Here is a 16,496-nt window from a genome sequence, read left to right as displayed (position 1 = left end):
AAATTAATAGAACTGATCGAAATGCACCTGCCCAAACGGCACCTTGCGTGCCAGCAGCATTTTCTGGATCGCCTGCCCCATCGCAGGCGGACCCGCAAAATAGATTTCCATCTCGCGCAGGCCGTCACCGAACATCGACTCGGCCAGCTCATGCACAAAGCCGGTATGGCCGTCCCACTGCTCGCCGCCCGCATCCGAAACGGCCGCGTCGAAATGAAGGTGCTTGCCGAAATTTTCGAGTACTTCGAGCATGTCGCGTCCGCACACGTCGCGTGGCGTACGGCCGCCGTACAGGAAGTGCAGTTTGACGCCCTGCATGTCCGGGTCTGCCGCAACGCCGCGCGCGATGGAAATCATCGGGGCAAGGCCCGAACCGCCCGCAAGACACAGAATGTCGCGCTTCACGTCCCGGCGCAGATAGGCCATGCCGTAGGGACCGTCGATCTCGATCTGTTCGCCCTTCGCCAGCATGTCGAACAGCGCGTTGCTGCCCTGGCCGTTCGGTACGCGGCGCACCTGAAAATCGAGCACCTTGGCATTCGGGCCTTGCACGATGTTGCTCATCGAATAGGCCCGCTGCCCGTTGACGCCGGGTAGCGTGAGCAATGCGTATTGCCCCGGCTCGAAGCGCATCTCGTCCGCAAGCTCGAAACGGAATTCGCCGATATCGTGCGTGACCGGGCGGCACGACGTGAACGTGCCCGTGACGCGTTTCGGTTGATGAATAGGCGCGTAGTGCTGACTCGGGCGCATCTTGATCGTGCAATCGCCGCGCGGCATGCTCTGGCAGCCGAGATAACGACGGCGTTCGCGATCCTTCGCGGTCCACCCCGGTGCCTCGGGCCACCGGGCGTCGACGTCGCCTTCGATCAGTTCGAATTTGCAATTGCCGCACGCGCCTACGTTGCACTCGTACGGGAACGCGATGTCATTACGCAGGGCCGCTCGCAACAGCACGTCATCGCTACCGCATTCGAAAGACTGCTCCGTGCCCGCGAGTGTGATGCGATGTTTATGGTTATTCACAAGTGTCTCTTCCATGTCCTGATGGGCTATCTCAAGGGTGATAGCCGAGAGTTGCGGAAATGCCTTCGGCGGCGGCGATCAAATGCGGCACCGCCGCGCGCAGCGCCTTCTTCGTGAGACGTTGTACGGGGCCGCCGAAGCCGATCGCCGCAACAACATGGCCCGTCGTGTCACGCACGGGCGCGGCAATACCGCGCATGCCTACTTCAGACTCCTCATCATCGATCGCATAACCCTCTCGACGCACGTCCTCGAGCGTTTTCAGAAACACCTGCGTATCCGTGTTCGTCTTGGGCGTGCGGGCAACGAGTCCTTGCTTGAGCGCGCGCGAAACGACGTCCGGCGTGCTGGAGGCGAGCAGTACATGCCCTTCCGCGGTATAGCAGGCGGGTTTGCGCACACCGATATACGAGCGCATGCGGATCGCCTGTTCGCTTTCGAGGTTGAACATGTAAACGACGCTCGTGTCGTCGAGAATCGCGAGTTGTACGGTTTCGTCCGTCTGTTTGCGCAACACGTGCAGGAACGGCAGCGCCTGTTTCGTTACGTCGAAGCGTCGGCGCACGAGCGCGCCGAGCGTGAACAACTGGACGCCGAGCCGATAACGGCCGTTATCCGGGTTCTGTTCCAGCAATCCCTCGGCAAGCAGCGCAGCGCACAGACGATGCACCGTGCTCTTTGCGACACCCATGCGCTTCGACAATGCGCTGATGCCCAGTTCGGGCTCCTCTTCCGAAAAGATCTTGAGTAGCCGCAATGCCGCCGTTACCGACGACAGCCTGCGCGGGCCATCCTGTTCCACCTCTGCTTCTTCTATTCCCGTTTCATTGTTCCGCATGATCTTCGCGTCCAATTTATCAATCCTCGTTCAATTTAGCGCCCCCTGGTCACGGAACGCAATCTTCTATTTATAGCCACGACCACGCATGTTCCGGTGCCCGCCTCTCTCGACACATGCGGACTAACCCCAGGTCTCTTTCGTTTACCTTGACTTTCTCATCTGTTCAAAGGGAAACTTCAATCGTTCCATTATAACATACATAGTTCCACATATAAGAACCATTTTTTGTGTTGCAGCGAAGGGAGCACCACTTGCGCCGGAGATCGAAACTGAGGTAGTCCACCCGAGCGCCGCAAAGATCAAATCAAGGAGACAGGCAGTGAAAGGCATCAGGATGATGGGCGCGGCGCTGGCCATGTGTTTCATGCTGGGCCCGGCCGCGGCAGTGGCTGCGGGCTTGCAGACCGTTCATGTGGGCATTGCGGATGCAAGCAGTGATGTCGTGTTCTTCATTGCCGACAAGAAAGGCTATTTCCGCGCCGAAGGCATCGACGCGAAATTCATTCCGTTCGATTCCGGCGCGAAAATGGTTGCGCCGCTCGGCTCCGGGCAACTGGAAGTCGCGGGCGGTTCGCCGTCCGCGGGGCTCTATAACGCCGTCATGCGCGGCATCGGCATCAAGGTCGTGGCGGACAAGGGATCGACGCCGTCGGGCTACGGTTATCAGCCGTTGCTCGTGCGCACGGATCTCGTTAAGAGCGGTCGTTACAAAACGCTTGCAGACCTGAAAGGCATGAAGATTGCCGGCAGTGCAACCGGCAGCGCTTCTACGTCCACGATGAACGAAGCGCTCAAGAAAGCCGGCCTCAAGCCGAGCGACGTCGAGCGCGTCTATCTGGGCTTTCCGCAGCACGTGATGGCGCTCGAAAACAAGGCCGTTGATGCATCGTTGACAACCGAGCCTTCCGCGACTCAAGCGGTTCGCAGCGGTGCCGCGATCCGCGTGATGGGCGACGACCAGATTTACCTGAATCATCAGCTCGCCGTCCTGCTCTATTCGGACACCTTCATCCATGCGCATCCGGACACGGCAAGAGCATTCATGCGCGCCTATCTGCGCGCCGCGCGCGATTACAACGATGCGCTCAAGGACGGCAGGATCGCCGGCCCGAACGCGGACGAGGTGATTTCGATTCTGACTCAGTACACGTCGATCAAGGATGCCTCGCTCTATCGCGAGATCGTTCCTCAAGGTACGAATCCCGACGGCAAGCTCAACATCGCGAGTCTCGAGAATGATCTGGCGTACTTCAAGAGTCACGGCGACGTGAAGGGCAATGTCACCGTTGCCCAGGTTGTCGATACGTCGTTTGCGGAAGCCGCAGACACAGCGCTGGGCCCGTACCGGCCGCGCGCGAAATAACGGGAGCTTCACGCACGATGCAAGACACCTCCGTGAAAATCCGGCTCAGGAATCTCACGAAATCGTTCGAGACGGCAGGCGGCAAGGTCACGGCGCTCGACAATGTTTCGCTCGATATCCCGACCGGCTGCTTTTTCATGATCGTCGGGCCATCCGGTTGCGGCAAGACGACGCTGCTGCGCATCCTCGCGAATCTCGAAGCGCCGACGAGCGGCACGGTCGAAATCACCTCGCCCGCGCAGAATCGGCCGGGGAATTCGATGGTCTTTCAGGGCGATTCGCTGTTTCCGTGGATGACGGTGTTCAACAATGCGGCTTATGGGCTGGCGCTTCGCGGTGTGCCGAAAGCGCAAATTCGCGAGACGGTCGGCTACTACCTCGATCGCACCGGCCTCACGCGTTTTGCGAAGGCCTACCCTCATCAACTCTCGGGCGGTATGCGACAACGCGTTTCCATCGTCCGTGCATTCGCGAACGATCCGGATATCCTGTTGATGGATGAGCCATTCTCGGCGCTCGACGAACAGAACAAGCTGCTGCTGCAGGAAGAGTTGCTGCGCATCTGGGACGAAACGCGCAAGACGGTGTTGTTCATCACGCACAGCGTGGACGAAGCGGCGACCTTGGGCGATCGCATCATGATCATGACGGCGCAGCCCGGTTGCGTGAAACGCGTGATCGACGTTCCGTTCCAGCGCCCGCGCTCGGTGCTCGAACTGCGCGCACAGCCGGAATACGGCGAATTTGTCTATTCCATCTGGGGCCAATTGCGCGAGGAAGTCGAGCGCGTGCGTTCCCGCGACCTCGGTGAAAAAGTATGAGTACTTTATTGGACACCACGCCGTCGAAGAGACGCAAGATAAGCAAAGGGCAACGCGATCGCATGATCAGCATTGCGTCGCCCGTTCTGTTACTGCTGCTATGGCAGGGTGCGGCGCAGACGGGTCTTATCGACGTGCGCTTTTTCCCCGCACCCACGCAGATCTTCAGTACCTTCGGCGCGCTCGTCAAGGACGGCTCGCTATGGGACAACACCTCGGCAACGCTGCTGCGCCTTCTGTGGGGCGGACTGATCGGCGGCATTCCCGCCTTGCTGCTAGGCGTTGCAACCGGTCTGTCGAAACCGTTGCACGCCGTATTCGAACCGCTGATTGCGGCAACCTATCCGGTTCCGAAGAGTGCGATCTTTCCGCTGCTGATGCTGATTTGCGGCCTTGGCGAAGCGTCGAAAATCGCGATGGTCGCGATCGGCGTGTTTTATCCGATGCTCACAATACGACGACGGGCGTGCTCGAAATCAACAGGATCTATCTGGACGTGGGCCGCAATTTTCGCGCGAATCCATGGCAGGTATTTCGCACTATCGCATTGCCCGGCGCCGTGCCGCACATCATGAGCGGCATCAAGCTGGGTTTTGGTCTGGGCCTGATGCTGATCGCCATTGCCGAAATGATCGGCTCGAAGAGCGGTCTTGGCTACATGATCTGGAATGCATGGGAATTGCTTTCGGTCGAGCAGATGTATGTCGGCCTGATTGTCATTGCGATCCTTGGCTATGGCATTTCCCTGCTGCTGAACGAAATTGAACGCAAGCTGATTCCCTGGAAGTGAACGCGATGAGTCAATACACGCAACAGAAGCACATGCTCGTTGACGCGATCCTGATGCTCGAACGCGCCGAAGTGATCGACTTCAACGGTCACTTCAGCTGGCGCGTGCCAGGCCAAGATCGCATGTTGATCAATTCGGGCGCATCGGTGCGTAGCGCACTGACTGTGGACGATATCATCACGATCGATTTCGACGGCAACCTGATTGAAGGCGATGCCGTCCCGCCGATGGAGTTTCACATTCACTCGGAAATCTATCGCAAACGCCCCGACGTCCATTCGGTCGTGCATACGCACCCGACCTGGTCCACCCTCTTCAGCATGACCGGCCATGTCGTTCAACCGGTCATCATGCAGGCGTCGGTGCTCGGCGAAATTCAGCAGTTCCCGAAGACGGCTTCGATCAACAAAAAGCCGCTCGGTGAAGAACTCGCGGAATGCCTCGGCGCACATCGCGTCGCCATGCTCAAATCGCACGGCGCGGTCATTGCGGCCGAAGGCATTCTGGAAACGTTCGTGCTCGCGTTCTATCTCGAAGAGAACGCGCATCGTCAGTATCTTGCGCAGCAAATCGGCGAACCGATGGTTCTTTCTCCCGAGCAGGTCGAAACGATCAGCCGCAATCTGTGGAAACCGAACCTGCTGCAAAAAGTGTGGGACTACCACGCCGGCAAGCTCCGCGCGTAACGGAATCCGGCCGTCGAACATGCATCACGAACGCATACCCATCTATGTCATGACCGGCTTTCTCGGCAGCGGCAAGTCGACGCTGCTCGCCCGCTGGATGAAGGAAACGCCGTTTTCGAACGCGGCACTTATCGTCAACGAGATTGGTGAAATCGGCCTCGATCATGCGACGCTGGGATTTGCAGGCGATACCTCGACGCTGCTCGCGGACGCGTGCGTATGTTGCAACGGGCTGCCGGCGCTGAACGAAGCGCTTGAAACGCTATTCTGGGCACGCCTGCATCGCAGCATCCCCCGCTTCGGCATGGTCGTGATCGAAACGACCGGGCTTGCCGATCCGGGTCCGCTGATTGCAGCTCTGAGTCTGAATTCGCTCGTGAAAGAGCGCTACCGCATCGCCGGTACGTTCACGACGATTGCGGCGCATCACGCGGCCAATACGCTCGCACGCTTCGACGAGGCGCGTGCGCAGCTGCAAGGCGCCGACACGGTGATCCTCACTCACACGGATATTGCCGAGCCGCCGGAAATCGACGCTGCGGAATCGCTCATAGGCAACTATTACGCGGGTTCGCACATTCTTCGTTCCGCTAACGGCAATCTCCGGCTACATGAGGCGCTTACGCCGCCTTCGCGGCCTGTGAAGCGCGCCGAACGCATCACCGTTCCGGGTGTGCCTCTTTCGCGCTTGACCCGTACGCACGGGGCGATTACGCGGTTCGTTGCAATGGACGACGTGCCGGATAGCGGCGCGCTGTGTGCACGCCTGCGCGAACTCACCTCGCAGTACGACAAATCGCTTTTGCGCCTGAAGGGCTGTGTGCGCCTGAAAAATGGCCGTTCACCCGTCATCGTGCAATTCGTGCTGGGCGACCGGTTCGCGCAGATTACCGAGGCGACATCAAATATGGCAGGCGTGAAAAGCGGCCTGACCTTGATCGTGAAGAGAAATTAGGAGCTGTGTACTCACGAACGCTCGAACGCAGCATGAAGGTATGCGCCAGGTATTTTTAAACACGCCTGGCGCATCGATTTCATTCGCCATCCGTTTCGATCACGACCACGCCGTCTTCAACGCGCGTCTTGTACGTCTTGAGCGGAATCATGCAAGGCGGCGCGACCACCTCGCCGGTCTTGATATTGAACGAGCCGTTGTGGAAATCACATTCCACCGTATCGCCATCGATATAGCCCTCCGACAACGAGCCCGGACCATGCGTACAGGTGTCATCCGTGACGAAATATTCGCCCTGGATATTGAATACGGCGAGCGTCAGGCCGTTCTTCTCGACCTTGATCGCTTTACCCTCGGCAACGTCTCCAGCGTGGCAGAGGTGAGCAAATGCGCAAGCGTGACTCATAGGGAATCTCCATCGTTGACATGTTGTGGGTCCGATGATAACTTTGTTCTCAATTTTTGAACATCGTTCCTTATAAAGGAACAACAAAACAAGTAGCTTGCTAACCGTACCAAACTGCGTCGCGCAACAACAGCAACCCTGAGGCTCCTACCATGTTGAGAAAAGAACAAAACGATCTCGTCACACAAACCGGCCCCGGCACGCCGATGGGCGAACTGTTCCGCCGTTACTGGCTGCCGGCGCTTCTGTCGGAAGAACTCGAGCAACCTGGCGGCGAACCGGTTCGCCTGCAATTGCTTTCGGAACGGATGCTTGCGTTCCGCGATTCGGCAGGCAAGCTGGGCCTGATCGATGAATTCTGCGCACACCGTGGCGTGTCGCTGTGGTTCGGCCGCAACGAGGAAGGCGGCATTCGCTGCCCGTATCACGGCTGGAAATACGACGTGACCGGTCAGTGCGTCGAGGTACCGTCCGAAGCGCAGGAAAGCGGCTACGCGCAGAGAATCAAACTGAAGTCGTATCCGCTCGTCGAACAGGGCGGCGTCATCTGGGTCTACATGGGACCGGCCGATCAGCAGCCGCCCCTGCCCGCATGGGAATTCTCGACCGTGCCGGCACGCCAGTCGTTCATGAGCAAGCGGATTCAGGAATGCAACTGGTTGCAGGCGCTCGAAGGCGGCATCGATTCGAGCCACGTCTCGTTCCTGCATAGCGGCAGCCTCAACTCCGACCCGCTGTTCAAGGGCTCGAAGGGCAACCAGTACAACCTGAACGACCTGGCTCCGGTGTTCGAGGTGGTCGAGGCGTCGGGCGGTCTCTCAATCGGCGTGCGTCGCAATGCCGAGGACGATCAGTATTACTGGCGTATCACGCCGTGGGTCATGCCTTGCTTCACGATGGTTCCGCCGCGCGGCGATCACCCGATGCACGGCCACTTCTGGGTGCCGATCGACGATCACCACTGCTGGGCATGGAGCTTCGATTACCATCCGACGCGCGCGCTAACGGAAGGCGAAGTGCGGGCGATGAAGGAAGGCAAGGGCATCCACGTGCGCTATGTGCCAGGCAGCAACTACGTTCCCGAGCAGAACAAGACGAACAACTACCTGATGGACCGTGCGGCGCAAAGGGCAGGCACCGCGTACAGCGGTGTCGAAGGCATCGCCATGCAGGATGCCTCGCTGCAGGAAAGCATGGGGCCGATTCAGGATCGCACGAGGGAAAACCTCGTAGGCACCGACAACGGCATCATCATGATGCGCAGCCGGATCATGAAGTCGGCGCGCGCACTCGCCGAGAACGGCACGCTGCCGCCGGGCCGCGATCCGGAGTCGCAGAAGGTTCGCTCGGTCGCGATTCTGCTGAAGCGTGAAACGCCGTTCAGCGAAGGCGCACACGATGCGATGGTCGCGGAAGAAGGCAAGAAGCAGCAATCGATCTGAGCCCCTATAGCTCCGCCGCTCAAAGCGCTGTGCTCCGATGGACACAGCGCTTTTTTATTTTCCGTAACACGACGGGCGCCGAGGTCGCGTAAAACCTGGTTGCCCGGCAAATCGTCAGCGTGCTAAAAATAGCAATTAAATAGGAACGAAGTTCCCTTATACGGAACATACATCAACCCTCTGTCCACTTCATGCCATGTCTACCCTTGAAGAATCCGCTGCCGCGCCCGCGGCTCAAAACGTCGCGTTATGGGACATATTCACCGCCTTCGTGCGCATCAGCGTGATGTCGTTCGGCGGCAGCACTGCCGCATGGGCCTATCGAGCCGTCGTGGAGGAGCGCAAATGGATGGATAACGATGCCTTCGTCGCGGGCATGACCCTCTCGCAAGTCATGCCCGGCGCAAACCCGGTCAATGTCTCGCTTTATGTCGGCCAGCGTCTGCGTGGGCCGCTCGGTGCGCTCGTTGGCGCGATCGGCATGATCTTGCCTGCTCTTGTCGTCGTGCTCGTATTGGCGGTGCTCTATACGCGTCTCTCGGGCTATCCGCTCACCCACTTTCTGCTGCTCGGCATTGCCGCTGCCGGCGTTGGCGCGACGTTCTCGATGGGTGCCAAGGTTGCGGTGCGCGTCGAGCGCAAACTGCTCCGCTATGTGTTTGCCATGGTCGCCTTCGTCACCGTCGGCGTGCTGCATTGGCCTACCGTGCCTGTCGTGCTCGTACTCGTCCCGCTCAGTATCATTTGCGCTGCTATGGAAAACTAAATGGCTAACGTCCTGCTAAGAATCGTTCTTCTGTTCGCGCCGCTTTCCGCGTTGTCGTTCGGCGGCGGCCAAACCATCATTGCCGATGTCCAGCATCAAAGTGTGTCGGTCTACCACTGGCTGTCGGGTCAGGAATTCGCGGACCTCTTCGCTATCTCCCGCGTCTCTCCCGGGCCGACCACCCTGATTTCCGCGTTGATCGGCTGGCATCTGGAGGGCTTTACAGGCGCGATCGTGGCGACGCTCGCGATGTATATCCCGTCATCGGTGGTATTCGTGGTCGTCACGCTGTTCTGGCATAAGAGCGAAGGCACGCGTTGGCGTCGCGCCATCGAGCGCGGGCTGGCACCGGTGGCGGTCGGTCTGATTTTCGCCGGGGCCGTGGCCGTGATGGAATCCATGCACGCAACCACGCTCGCGTGGGCAACAACGGCTATTGCAGCCTGCGTCGTCTACTTCACCAAGCTCAATCCGTACATTCTGATGTCGGCCGTAGCGCTAATCTACGTAGCCGTGTTCTACGTGCCGCTCTGATAGAACCGAACAGACGGCGGATAAACTGAAACCCCGGGAGTCGGACATCGATCCGACTCCCGGGGTTTTTTCATTGAACCGACCGGGATTCCTGAACCGCCCAGCTTCCCGGGTGAAGCACCGGGAACGCGCACCAGGAACGCCGCTTCAGAAGCGATGGCGAATACCCGCCGCGAGCAATAACTGGCTGCTTCCGCCCGAAGGCATCATCGAGTTGATGACGGCCGGCGCGTCAGCCGAGGCACGCTGATAGACTGCTTCGACGTAGGTATCGGTACGCTTCGACAGGATGTAATCGGCCTGCAGCGCGCCCTGATTCCAATGTGCGCCCGTACCCTTCGTATACGTGTACATGCCGCTGAGCGACAACGCGGCGCTTGCTTGCCACGTTCCGTTGACCTCGTAGTTGCCGAAGGCGACGGATCGCGCGGCTTGCCCCGTTTCCGTGTCGGTTATGCCGCTATAAATCGAGCGCGTCCAGGATGCTGCCAGCGTGACCGGACCGAACGCCTGGCTGGCACCGACACCGAAAGTGTTTTGTGCCTGCACAGCAGCATCGAACGTACTGCGACTCGCGCCCGGCAACGTTACTGCATCGTAAGCGCCGCTTTCCGTGTTGCCCCGCCCGTTCGCATGCAGCCAGGCCGCACCGGCGTTGAAATCGCCGCTGCCATAATTCGCGCCGATGCTATAGGCGCGATTGTCGGCAAACCGCCCCGCCGCATTGGAGAACGCATACATCCCGCCGAAACTCAGTCCGCCAAACGATGAGCTGGCGTATTTGATCGAGTTGCGCGCGAGCCATGAATTATTCGCGTTGTCGTTGTCGAATGGATGCGCGAACGCCGTACCGCCATTGCCGCCCGTCAGCGTGAACGGGGCAAGGTAGTCGTGGATGGAATCGTATTGATGCCCGAGCGTCAGCGTGCCATATCCGTCGTTCTCGAGGCCCACGTAATACGGATGGTCGTTCTGATCGGCACCGGTCGTGACGCTGAAACCACGTTCGAGACGAAAGATGGCCCGATTACCGCCGCCCAGGTCTTCAGAACCCTGCAGGCCCCAAAAACTGCCGTCGATCAGACCCGATGCCAGCTTGAATTGATGCCCGCCATCGACACGGTTCAGCCAAACGGCGCTAGCATCGATTTCACCGTACAGCGTCACGCTGCTTTGAGCCAATGCGTTCGAGCCGGCCGCGGCAAGTGCCGCCATCAGGCCAAGGCGGGCGATGCTTTGGGGACGATATTTATTGTGTCGTTCTGCCATCGTGCTTACACCTCCACTTCGTCGAAACGCCGCCATTTGTAGACGAGGGTCGAGGCCAGCCAGATAAACGCGCACAATCCGATGATCGCGTAGCCGACCATCCCGAAGTTGTCACCGATCGCGCCGATTTCATCCCAGAACGCACCGCTCAGATGCAGCTTGTCGGCGATCAGCCCGAGTGCTTCTACTCCACCAACGCCGATTGCGACAACCGCCGATACCAACGTAATCGTCATGTTGTAGTAGAGCTTGCGGATCGGCTTCATGAACGCCCAGCCGTACGCGCCCAGCATCAGGATGCTATCCGTCGCATCGATAAGCGACATGCCTGCCGTGAACAGCGCCGGGAACACCATGATCGACCAGATAGGCACGCCATGTGATGCCTGGGTTGCCGAAACACTGAGCAAGCCGATTTCGGATGCCGTATCGAAGCCGAGCCCGAAGAGCACGCCGAGCGGGTACATATGCCAGCCGCGCGTAATCAGCCGGAACATCGGTTTGAAAATGCGCGCGAGCAGGCCGCGATTGGCGAGCAGCAGATTGAGATCTTCTTCATCGTAACGCTCGCCCCGGCGCACGCGCATGAAGGTAGCGACCACGGATTTCAGCACGATGAGATTGATCGCGGCGATCACGAACAGGAAGACGGCCGACACCAGCGTGCCGATCACGCCGCCAATTTCATGAAATGCCTCGAAGCGGTGTTGCAGCGTCATGGCCGTCGCCGCAATCGCAGCGGTTGCGGCGATCACGATAGTCGAATGACCCAGCGAGAACATGAAACCCACCGTCACCGGCCGCTGCCCTTCCTGCATGAGCTTGCGCGTCGAATTGTCGATAGCGGCGATATGGTCGGCGTCGACCGCGTGACGCAGCCCGAAGCTGTAGGCGAGAAAGGCCGTGCCGAGCAGCACCGGCTGCCCATGAAACGCAATGAATGCCCACGCCCATGCGCCGAGATTGAATACCGCGAGAAGCGCATACATCGCGGCAATACGGCCTCGAATATTCGGGCCGGCATCGTTGAACAGGAATTTCAGAAATCGAATCATTCACGTCTCCACCGAAAGATCGCCATGCGCGGATCGCACATCGCTCATACTTTTCTAAAGAATCCTCATACTCCCGACCACATCCAGCCGTTCCTTATAAAAGAACATCGAATCTTTATCTGGAACGCTTTGCGAGAATAATGCGGGCTATGCTATGGTGGTGTCAAGACGCAATTGGCGCGAAATGGATAGCCGACATGCAACGCATCACGATTACGATTGACGATTTCCTGCTCGCGATGCTCGACGACACGATGAAGCGGCACGCCTACAACAGCCGCTCGGAAGCGCTGCGCGACATCCTGCGTGCCCATCGTTCAAAGGAGTTGTTGGCTGACGCCCACGTGCAATGTATCGGCACGTTGACGATCGTGTTCGAGCACGGCGTACGCGAACTCGCGCAGCGCCTGTCGGATGCGTATCACGAACGGCACGCGCTGATCGTCAGCAGCAATCGCATCTATCTCGACCACGACAATTGCCTGGAAACGATCGTGCTACGCGGTGAAGTGGGTACGATTCAGCAATTCGCATGGTCGCTTGCGTCGCAGCGTGGCGTGCGCAACAGCAACCTGCATCTGATGCCGCTGATGGGAGAGAGTGCGCCGTCACACGAGCATCTGCACGTGTGACGGCGTGGGTTGCTTTAGCCGTTAGTCGTGCTTGTGCGGGTGGCCGTGCGAGTGGTCATGCGCGTGATCCCCATGGTGGTGATGCCCGTGATCAGCGCCGTGGCTATGATCATGATCGTGATGATGGTGATGGCCGTGTGCGTGTGCATGATCGTGATGTTGATGCTTGCCGGCGGTTACAGGGTGGTGGTGACGATGTACGGTGCCATCCTCGTGCGCATGCCATTCGGACGCATCGGATTTACCGTGCAGGCTCGGGTCTTCGCTGAACACCAGCGATTTGACCGTAACGGGAACGGTGCGTGACGGCATGCGGATGCGGCCCAGATCGACGTAATCGAGCCCTCGCAGCGAAACGCCATCGATCACGAACAGGTCGTTTCCGTCCAGTGCTTCGCGCAGCAAGTTGCCGAGCGAATTGGCAATGTCGCCATCGGCGATAACGTAGAGCGGCTTGCCGGCAGCGATGGTCGACGGATTTGCGTCGATCAGCCCGCGCGCGAGTGCCGACAGCCGCGAATATTCCGGCGGCCCCGCCCAGCGCACCACGATTGCCACGTCGCGTTCCCCCTCTTTCAGGTCGTAGCGCTGGAAGCTCTTGCGCAGCGACTCGACGATCGCCGCCGGGTCGATCACTTCGGGCATGCGCTCTTCGATCGGCACGACCGGCATATTCTTGCGCGGCAGCAGATTGCGCGGATTCGAAATGAAAGTCGTGTTGCCGCTCAGCTGGATGCTGTATTCGGACGCGCCGAGAACCGTCGCGCGAATGCACTCGATGGCCGGCAGCAGCGTCCACGGCACTTCATTGGCAAGCAGGCGCCGACGCACGGCGGAACCGAAAAGTTTCCCGAGATCGAGGAAGTCCCGCGTTTCGCGCTCGTAGACATATTCGCCGACACCACCCGAGAAGATCAGACCATCCGGCTTGCCCAAATCGGCAATCGGATCGGTCAGGAACAGTGAATTCAGATCTTCCGCGGTGAAGCGTTCGCTCAGCACACGCATAAGCGTCTGCGCCATCCAGTCGGCAACCTGCGCAAGTTGCTCGCGCGTCGTCTGCGTGCCGATTTCCCAGGCAAATCCGGCCGCCCGAGCATGTTCCTTGCCTGCCGGGTCGAGACGCGTGATGCGCCCTTGCTGGTCCGTCACGATCAATCGTCCGCCGAGATGAACCGCGGCCGTGCCGATCACGTTGCCGGAATCGACCAGACCCAGCTTGGTCGTGCCGCCGCCGATGTCGACATTGAGCACGCGCTTTTTGTGCTCGTGAGAATACCTGGCCGCGCCCGAACCATACACGGCCAGCATGGCTTCCATGTGGTGCCCGGCAGCCGCGCAGACGAATTCGCCGCCCTGTTCCGCGAGCATATCCGCAATGCCTTCGCTGTTCTCGCGACGCAGCGCTTCACCGGTGAGGATCACGGCACCGGTATCGATATCGTCCGGACCGAGATTGGCTTCCTTGTAGGCCGCGGCCACGATGCGTTCGAGCGCCTGCGTATCCATCTGCGTTTCGCTCAGATACGGCGTGAGCGAAATCGGGCTCTGATAAATCGGTTCGCGCCCCACGATGATGTAACGGCTCGAGAGTTCTTCAGCAATGCGCCGCATATGAATACGCGAGAACACGAGTTGCGTGCCCGACGAACCGATATCGATACCGACGCTATTGAGCACGACGTTATCGAGCAGCCACATGGCCTCCTGATTCGTTTCGGACTCGGCGAAATCGTGGTCGTGATCATGATCGGCATCGTCACCGTGCTCGTGGTTAGGGTCGTAACCGTACAGGTGATCGTCAAGCGAATGAACGTTTGCATCGTTCGGCATGGGGCGTCTCCGGTTTGTAGGGCATTTGTACAGCGATCATACCGTAGCTTATGGAACGGTAGTAGCTGAAAATGGAACGACTCTCCGCATAAAAGAATTGTTCCCCTTTAAATACCGGCATCGCTTATTGGCTGCGCGGCAAAAAACGCGGCGCAGCAATCAATAGAACCGCCCACACTAGGGCTAACCCGATCCCCTTACATCTTGACAAAAATCAAGCAGACGCGCCCAATACGGCAACTGCACCTTCATATAGAAACGGTGTTCTATATAAAGGAACAACGGAAATGAAGTTATCTAAGGAGACAGTTGGTGGAGCTTCAACTTGATGTCACCAATACGCCGCCCCGGTTCTGGAAGCGGTTCGACTCGAAATGGCTGGTGATCGGCAGCGCAATCTTCATCGTCGCGGTGCTGGCGTTGATTCCCCTTTGTTTCCTGTTATGGCAGAGCTTCATGACGCCGCAGGGAGCGGATACGTCATCGGTATTTACCCTCGACAATTACCGGATTGCATTCGGTAGCGCGGACTCCTGGTCGGCTTTCGCGAATTCGGTGGAATTCGCCATTGGTGCCGCACTCGTTTCGTTCGTTCTCGGCTCGGGTCTTGCCTGGATCAACGAGCGTACCAATACGCCCTTGCGGCGTTTTTTTTCGATCGTGACGATCGTTCCGCTCATCAATCCGGCGATCCTCTTCACGATTGCCTGGATTCTGCTTGCCAGCCCGAAGATCGGCGTGCTGAACGTTGCGCTGATGCACTGGCTCGGCCTTTCGCATCCGCCGCTCAATATCTACAGTATGGGCGGGATGATCTGGATCGACGGCTTGCAATACTCGCCCATGGCGTTCCTGCTGATGTCGGCAGCGTTTCGCGGCATGGACCCGTCGCTGGAAGAATCCGCCATCATGAGCGGCGCAAGCCTGTTCAGGACGACGTTCAGCATCACGTTTCGCCTCGCAGTGCCGGCCATCGTTTCGACGGTGCTGATCCTGTTCGTGCGCGCGGTCGAATCGTTCGAAGTGCCTGCGCTGATCGGCCTGCCGGTAAAAATTCAGGTACTCACGTCGTCGATTTACGAAGCACTGCAGCAATATCCGACACCGACCGGGCTGGCCTCTTCCTATTCCACCATCCTGCTGCTCATCACGTCGGTCGGCATCTTCGTCCAGAGCCGCCTGCTGGCCAAGGGCGGCAAATTCACGACGGTCACCGGCAAAGCGTTCCGCGCACGCACCATCGACCTTGGCGCATGGCGCTATCTCACCGCGGCAATCTTCGTGCTGTATGCGCTTGTGATCGTGGTGCTGCCTCTGCTCGTTCTGCTATGGTCGTCGTTCCAGAAGTTCTATGCGCCGCCGTCGATGGAAGCGCTGCGCCACCTGACGCTCGACTCGTACCGCTACATATTCAGCTATCCGGAACTTAAGGAAGCCGTCGGCAACAGCCTGATTCTCGGGTTTTCCTGCGCAACGGGCGTGATGCTGCTTTCCGCAATCGTGTGCTGGATCGTGATCAAAACGAAGATTCGGGGCCGCTGGTTGCTCGATAACCTCGCATCGCTTCCGATGGTGTTTCCGGGCCTCGTATTGGGCCTGGCATTCATGATCTTCTTCCTGAACGTCAACGTCGGCATCTACGGCACGTTGTGGATTCTCCTGATCGCATACATCACGCGATTCATGCCGTACGGCATGCGTTATACGCAGACCTCGATGGTTCAGTTGTCGAAGGAACTGGAAGAATCGGCGGAGATGTGCGGTTCCGGCTGGGGCACGACGTTCTTTCGTATCGTTTTGCCGCTGCTCAAACCGGGTCTGATGGGCGGCTGGATTTATGTGTTCATCGTATCGATCCGCGAATTGTCCGCTTCGATCCTGCTGTACAGCCCCGGTAGCGAAACGATTTCCGTCGTGGTGTGGGAACTGTGGCAAAACGGGCAATACGTCGAACTGTCGGCGTTAAGCGTGATGTTCGCGATTGGCTTGCTCGCGCTGGTATCGCTCGCGCAGTGGGTGGGCAGCAAATTCGGCGTGAAATCGGTCTGAACCCGCCATAACAGAAACTATTGAGACG

General features: G+C 58.8%; 17 protein-coding genes. 11 read left to right on the top strand and 6 right to left on the bottom strand.

Annotated elements, in window-relative coordinates; all coding sequences use genetic code 11:
• Nucleotides 1–3 precede the first annotated feature (3 nt).
• Both F3J19_RS07385 and F3J19_RS07380 read right to left on the bottom strand, forming a co-directional pair.
• Entirely contained in the window at nucleotides 4–1,026 is a 1,023-nt protein-coding gene (locus tag F3J19_RS07385) for a 2Fe-2S iron-sulfur cluster-binding protein (protein ID WP_345891007.1), read from the bottom strand.
• Between the two features lie 31 nt (nucleotides 1,027–1,057).
• Nucleotides 1,058–1,864, bottom strand: a complete 807-nt coding sequence (locus F3J19_RS07380) for an IclR family transcriptional regulator (RefSeq protein WP_167039284.1) — start codon at nucleotides 1,862–1,864, stop codon at nucleotides 1,058–1,060.
• 322 nt (nucleotides 1,865–2,186) lie between these two features.
• Between F3J19_RS07380 and F3J19_RS07375 the strand changes: the two genes are divergently transcribed.
• The 6 genes from F3J19_RS07375 (at nucleotide 2,187) to F3J19_RS07355 (ending at nucleotide 6,482) form a co-directional block, all read left to right on the top strand.
• Nucleotides 2,187–3,230, top strand: a complete 1,044-nt coding sequence (locus tag F3J19_RS07375) for an ABC transporter substrate-binding protein (RefSeq protein ID WP_205998860.1) — start codon at nucleotides 2,187–2,189, stop codon at nucleotides 3,228–3,230.
• Nucleotides 3,231–3,247: 17 nt separating this feature from the next.
• Nucleotides 3,248–4,051 carry an ABC transporter ATP-binding protein gene (locus F3J19_RS07370; protein ID WP_167039282.1) on the top strand — a complete coding sequence of 268 codons (804 nt, stop codon included), beginning with the start codon at nucleotides 3,248–3,250 and terminating at the stop codon, nucleotides 4,049–4,051.
• Nucleotides 4,052–4,113: 62 nt separating this feature from the next.
• On the top strand, nucleotides 4,114–4,626 hold the full coding sequence (locus tag F3J19_RS32560; protein ID WP_240158806.1) for a hypothetical protein: 513 nt from the start codon (nucleotides 4,114–4,116) through the stop codon (nucleotides 4,624–4,626).
• Entirely contained in the window at nucleotides 4,518–4,841 is a 324-nt protein-coding gene (locus F3J19_RS32555) for an ABC transporter permease subunit (RefSeq protein WP_345891009.1), read from the top strand. Before F3J19_RS32560 ends, F3J19_RS32555 begins: the two co-directional genes overlap by 109 nt.
• 5 nt (nucleotides 4,842–4,846) lie before the next feature.
• Nucleotides 4,847–5,527, top strand: coding sequence for a class II aldolase/adducin family protein (locus F3J19_RS07360; RefSeq protein ID WP_167039280.1), 681 nt, complete (start codon nucleotides 4,847–4,849; stop codon nucleotides 5,525–5,527).
• A 19-nt stretch (nucleotides 5,528–5,546) separates the two neighbouring features.
• Nucleotides 5,547–6,482, top strand: coding sequence for a GTP-binding protein (locus tag F3J19_RS07355; protein WP_167039278.1), 936 nt, complete (start codon nucleotides 5,547–5,549; stop codon nucleotides 6,480–6,482).
• 79 nt (nucleotides 6,483–6,561) lie between these two features.
• Here F3J19_RS07355 and F3J19_RS07350 read toward each other — a convergent pair whose 3' ends face one another.
• The gene (locus F3J19_RS07350; RefSeq protein ID WP_167039276.1) at nucleotides 6,562–6,888 is read right to left on the bottom strand and encodes a non-heme iron oxygenase ferredoxin subunit; all 327 of its coding nucleotides are present in this window, start codon (nucleotides 6,886–6,888) and stop codon (nucleotides 6,562–6,564) included.
• A 152-nt stretch (nucleotides 6,889–7,040) separates the two neighbouring features.
• Between F3J19_RS07350 and F3J19_RS07345 the strand changes: the two genes are divergently transcribed.
• The 3 genes from F3J19_RS07345 (at nucleotide 7,041) to F3J19_RS07335 (ending at nucleotide 9,630) form a co-directional block, all read left to right on the top strand.
• Nucleotides 7,041–8,330 (top strand): aromatic ring-hydroxylating dioxygenase subunit alpha, encoded by a 1,290-nt coding sequence (locus F3J19_RS07345; protein ID WP_167039274.1) that lies wholly within the window; start codon nucleotides 7,041–7,043, stop codon nucleotides 8,328–8,330.
• A 196-nt stretch (nucleotides 8,331–8,526) separates the two neighbouring features.
• Nucleotides 8,527–9,096: a chromate transporter gene (locus F3J19_RS07340; protein ID WP_167283610.1), complete on the top strand. Its 570-nt coding sequence runs from the start codon at nucleotides 8,527–8,529 to the stop codon at nucleotides 9,094–9,096.
• On the top strand, nucleotides 9,097–9,630 hold the full coding sequence (locus F3J19_RS07335; RefSeq protein ID WP_167039270.1) for a chromate transporter: 534 nt from the start codon (nucleotides 9,097–9,099) through the stop codon (nucleotides 9,628–9,630). It begins immediately after the preceding gene.
• 147 nt (nucleotides 9,631–9,777) lie between these two features.
• Here F3J19_RS07335 and F3J19_RS07330 read toward each other — a convergent pair whose 3' ends face one another.
• Together F3J19_RS07330 and F3J19_RS07325 are read right to left on the bottom strand one after the other, a co-directional pair.
• A complete protein-coding gene (locus F3J19_RS07330; RefSeq protein WP_167039348.1) occupies nucleotides 9,778–10,845 on the bottom strand; it encodes a porin in 1,068 nt (355 codons plus the stop codon).
• A 59-nt stretch (nucleotides 10,846–10,904) separates the two neighbouring features.
• A complete protein-coding gene (locus F3J19_RS07325; RefSeq protein ID WP_167039268.1) occupies nucleotides 10,905–11,954 on the bottom strand; it encodes a HoxN/HupN/NixA family nickel/cobalt transporter in 1,050 nt (349 codons plus the stop codon).
• A 197-nt stretch (nucleotides 11,955–12,151) separates the two neighbouring features.
• On the opposite strand from F3J19_RS07325, the gene nikR reads away from it, so the two are divergent.
• On the top strand, nucleotides 12,152–12,586 hold the full coding sequence (nikR, locus tag F3J19_RS07320) for a nickel-responsive transcriptional regulator NikR (protein ID WP_167039266.1): 435 nt from the start codon (nucleotides 12,152–12,154) through the stop codon (nucleotides 12,584–12,586).
• Nucleotides 12,587–12,607: 21 nt separating this feature from the next.
• On the opposite strand, the gene F3J19_RS07315 is transcribed toward nikR, so the two are convergent.
• Nucleotides 12,608–14,419 carry an ethanolamine ammonia-lyase reactivating factor EutA gene (locus tag F3J19_RS07315; RefSeq protein ID WP_167039264.1) on the bottom strand — a complete coding sequence of 604 codons (1,812 nt, stop codon included), beginning with the start codon at nucleotides 14,417–14,419 and terminating at the stop codon, nucleotides 12,608–12,610.
• A 312-nt stretch (nucleotides 14,420–14,731) separates the two neighbouring features.
• Between F3J19_RS07315 and F3J19_RS07310 the strand changes: the two genes are divergently transcribed.
• Entirely contained in the window at nucleotides 14,732–16,468 is a 1,737-nt protein-coding gene (locus F3J19_RS07310) for an iron ABC transporter permease (protein ID WP_345891006.1), read from the top strand.
• The last annotated feature ends 28 nt before the right edge of the window (nucleotides 16,469–16,496 follow it).

Origin of the sequence: Burkholderia sp. Ax-1724, from assembly GCF_011752995.1 — a bacterium.
Classification (GTDB): Bacteria; Pseudomonadota; Gammaproteobacteria; order Burkholderiales; family Burkholderiaceae; genus Paraburkholderia.
Note: the sequence above shows the minus strand (reverse complement) of the source record. Positions and strands in the feature narration are given on the sequence as shown.

What these genes read in the sequence shown, in the direction of transcription:
- F3J19_RS07335 (WP_167039270.1), top strand. Translation starts at nt 9,097, where the DNA reads ATGGCTAACGTCCTGCTAAGAATCGTTCTTCTGTTCGCGCCGCTTTCC.
- F3J19_RS07340 (WP_167283610.1), top strand. Translation starts at nt 8,527, where the DNA reads ATGTCTACCCTTGAAGAATCCGCTGCCGCGCCCGCGGCTCAAAACGTC.
- F3J19_RS07315 (WP_167039264.1), bottom strand. Translation starts at nt 14,419, where the DNA reads ATGCCGAACGATGCAAACGTTCATTCGCTTGACGATCACCTGTACGGT.
- F3J19_RS32560 (WP_240158806.1), top strand. Translation starts at nt 4,114, where the DNA reads ATGATCAGCATTGCGTCGCCCGTTCTGTTACTGCTGCTATGGCAGGGT.
- F3J19_RS07325 (WP_167039268.1), bottom strand. Translation starts at nt 11,954, where the DNA reads ATGATTCGATTTCTGAAATTCCTGTTCAACGATGCCGGCCCGAATATT.
- nikR (WP_167039266.1), top strand. Translation starts at nt 12,152, where the DNA reads ATGCAACGCATCACGATTACGATTGACGATTTCCTGCTCGCGATGCTC.
- F3J19_RS07345 (WP_167039274.1), top strand. Translation starts at nt 7,041, where the DNA reads ATGTTGAGAAAAGAACAAAACGATCTCGTCACACAAACCGGCCCCGGC.
- F3J19_RS07355 (WP_167039278.1), top strand. Translation starts at nt 5,547, where the DNA reads ATGCATCACGAACGCATACCCATCTATGTCATGACCGGCTTTCTCGGC.
- F3J19_RS07350 (WP_167039276.1), bottom strand. Translation starts at nt 6,888, where the DNA reads ATGAGTCACGCTTGCGCATTTGCTCACCTCTGCCACGCTGGAGACGTT.
- F3J19_RS07370 (WP_167039282.1), top strand. Translation starts at nt 3,248, where the DNA reads ATGCAAGACACCTCCGTGAAAATCCGGCTCAGGAATCTCACGAAATCG.
- F3J19_RS07380 (WP_167039284.1), bottom strand. Translation starts at nt 1,864, where the DNA reads ATGCGGAACAATGAAACGGGAATAGAAGAAGCAGAGGTGGAACAGGAT.
- F3J19_RS07360 (WP_167039280.1), top strand. Translation starts at nt 4,847, where the DNA reads ATGAGTCAATACACGCAACAGAAGCACATGCTCGTTGACGCGATCCTG.
- F3J19_RS07330 (WP_167039348.1), bottom strand. Translation starts at nt 10,845, where the DNA reads ATGGCGGCACTTGCCGCGGCCGGCTCGAACGCATTGGCTCAAAGCAGC.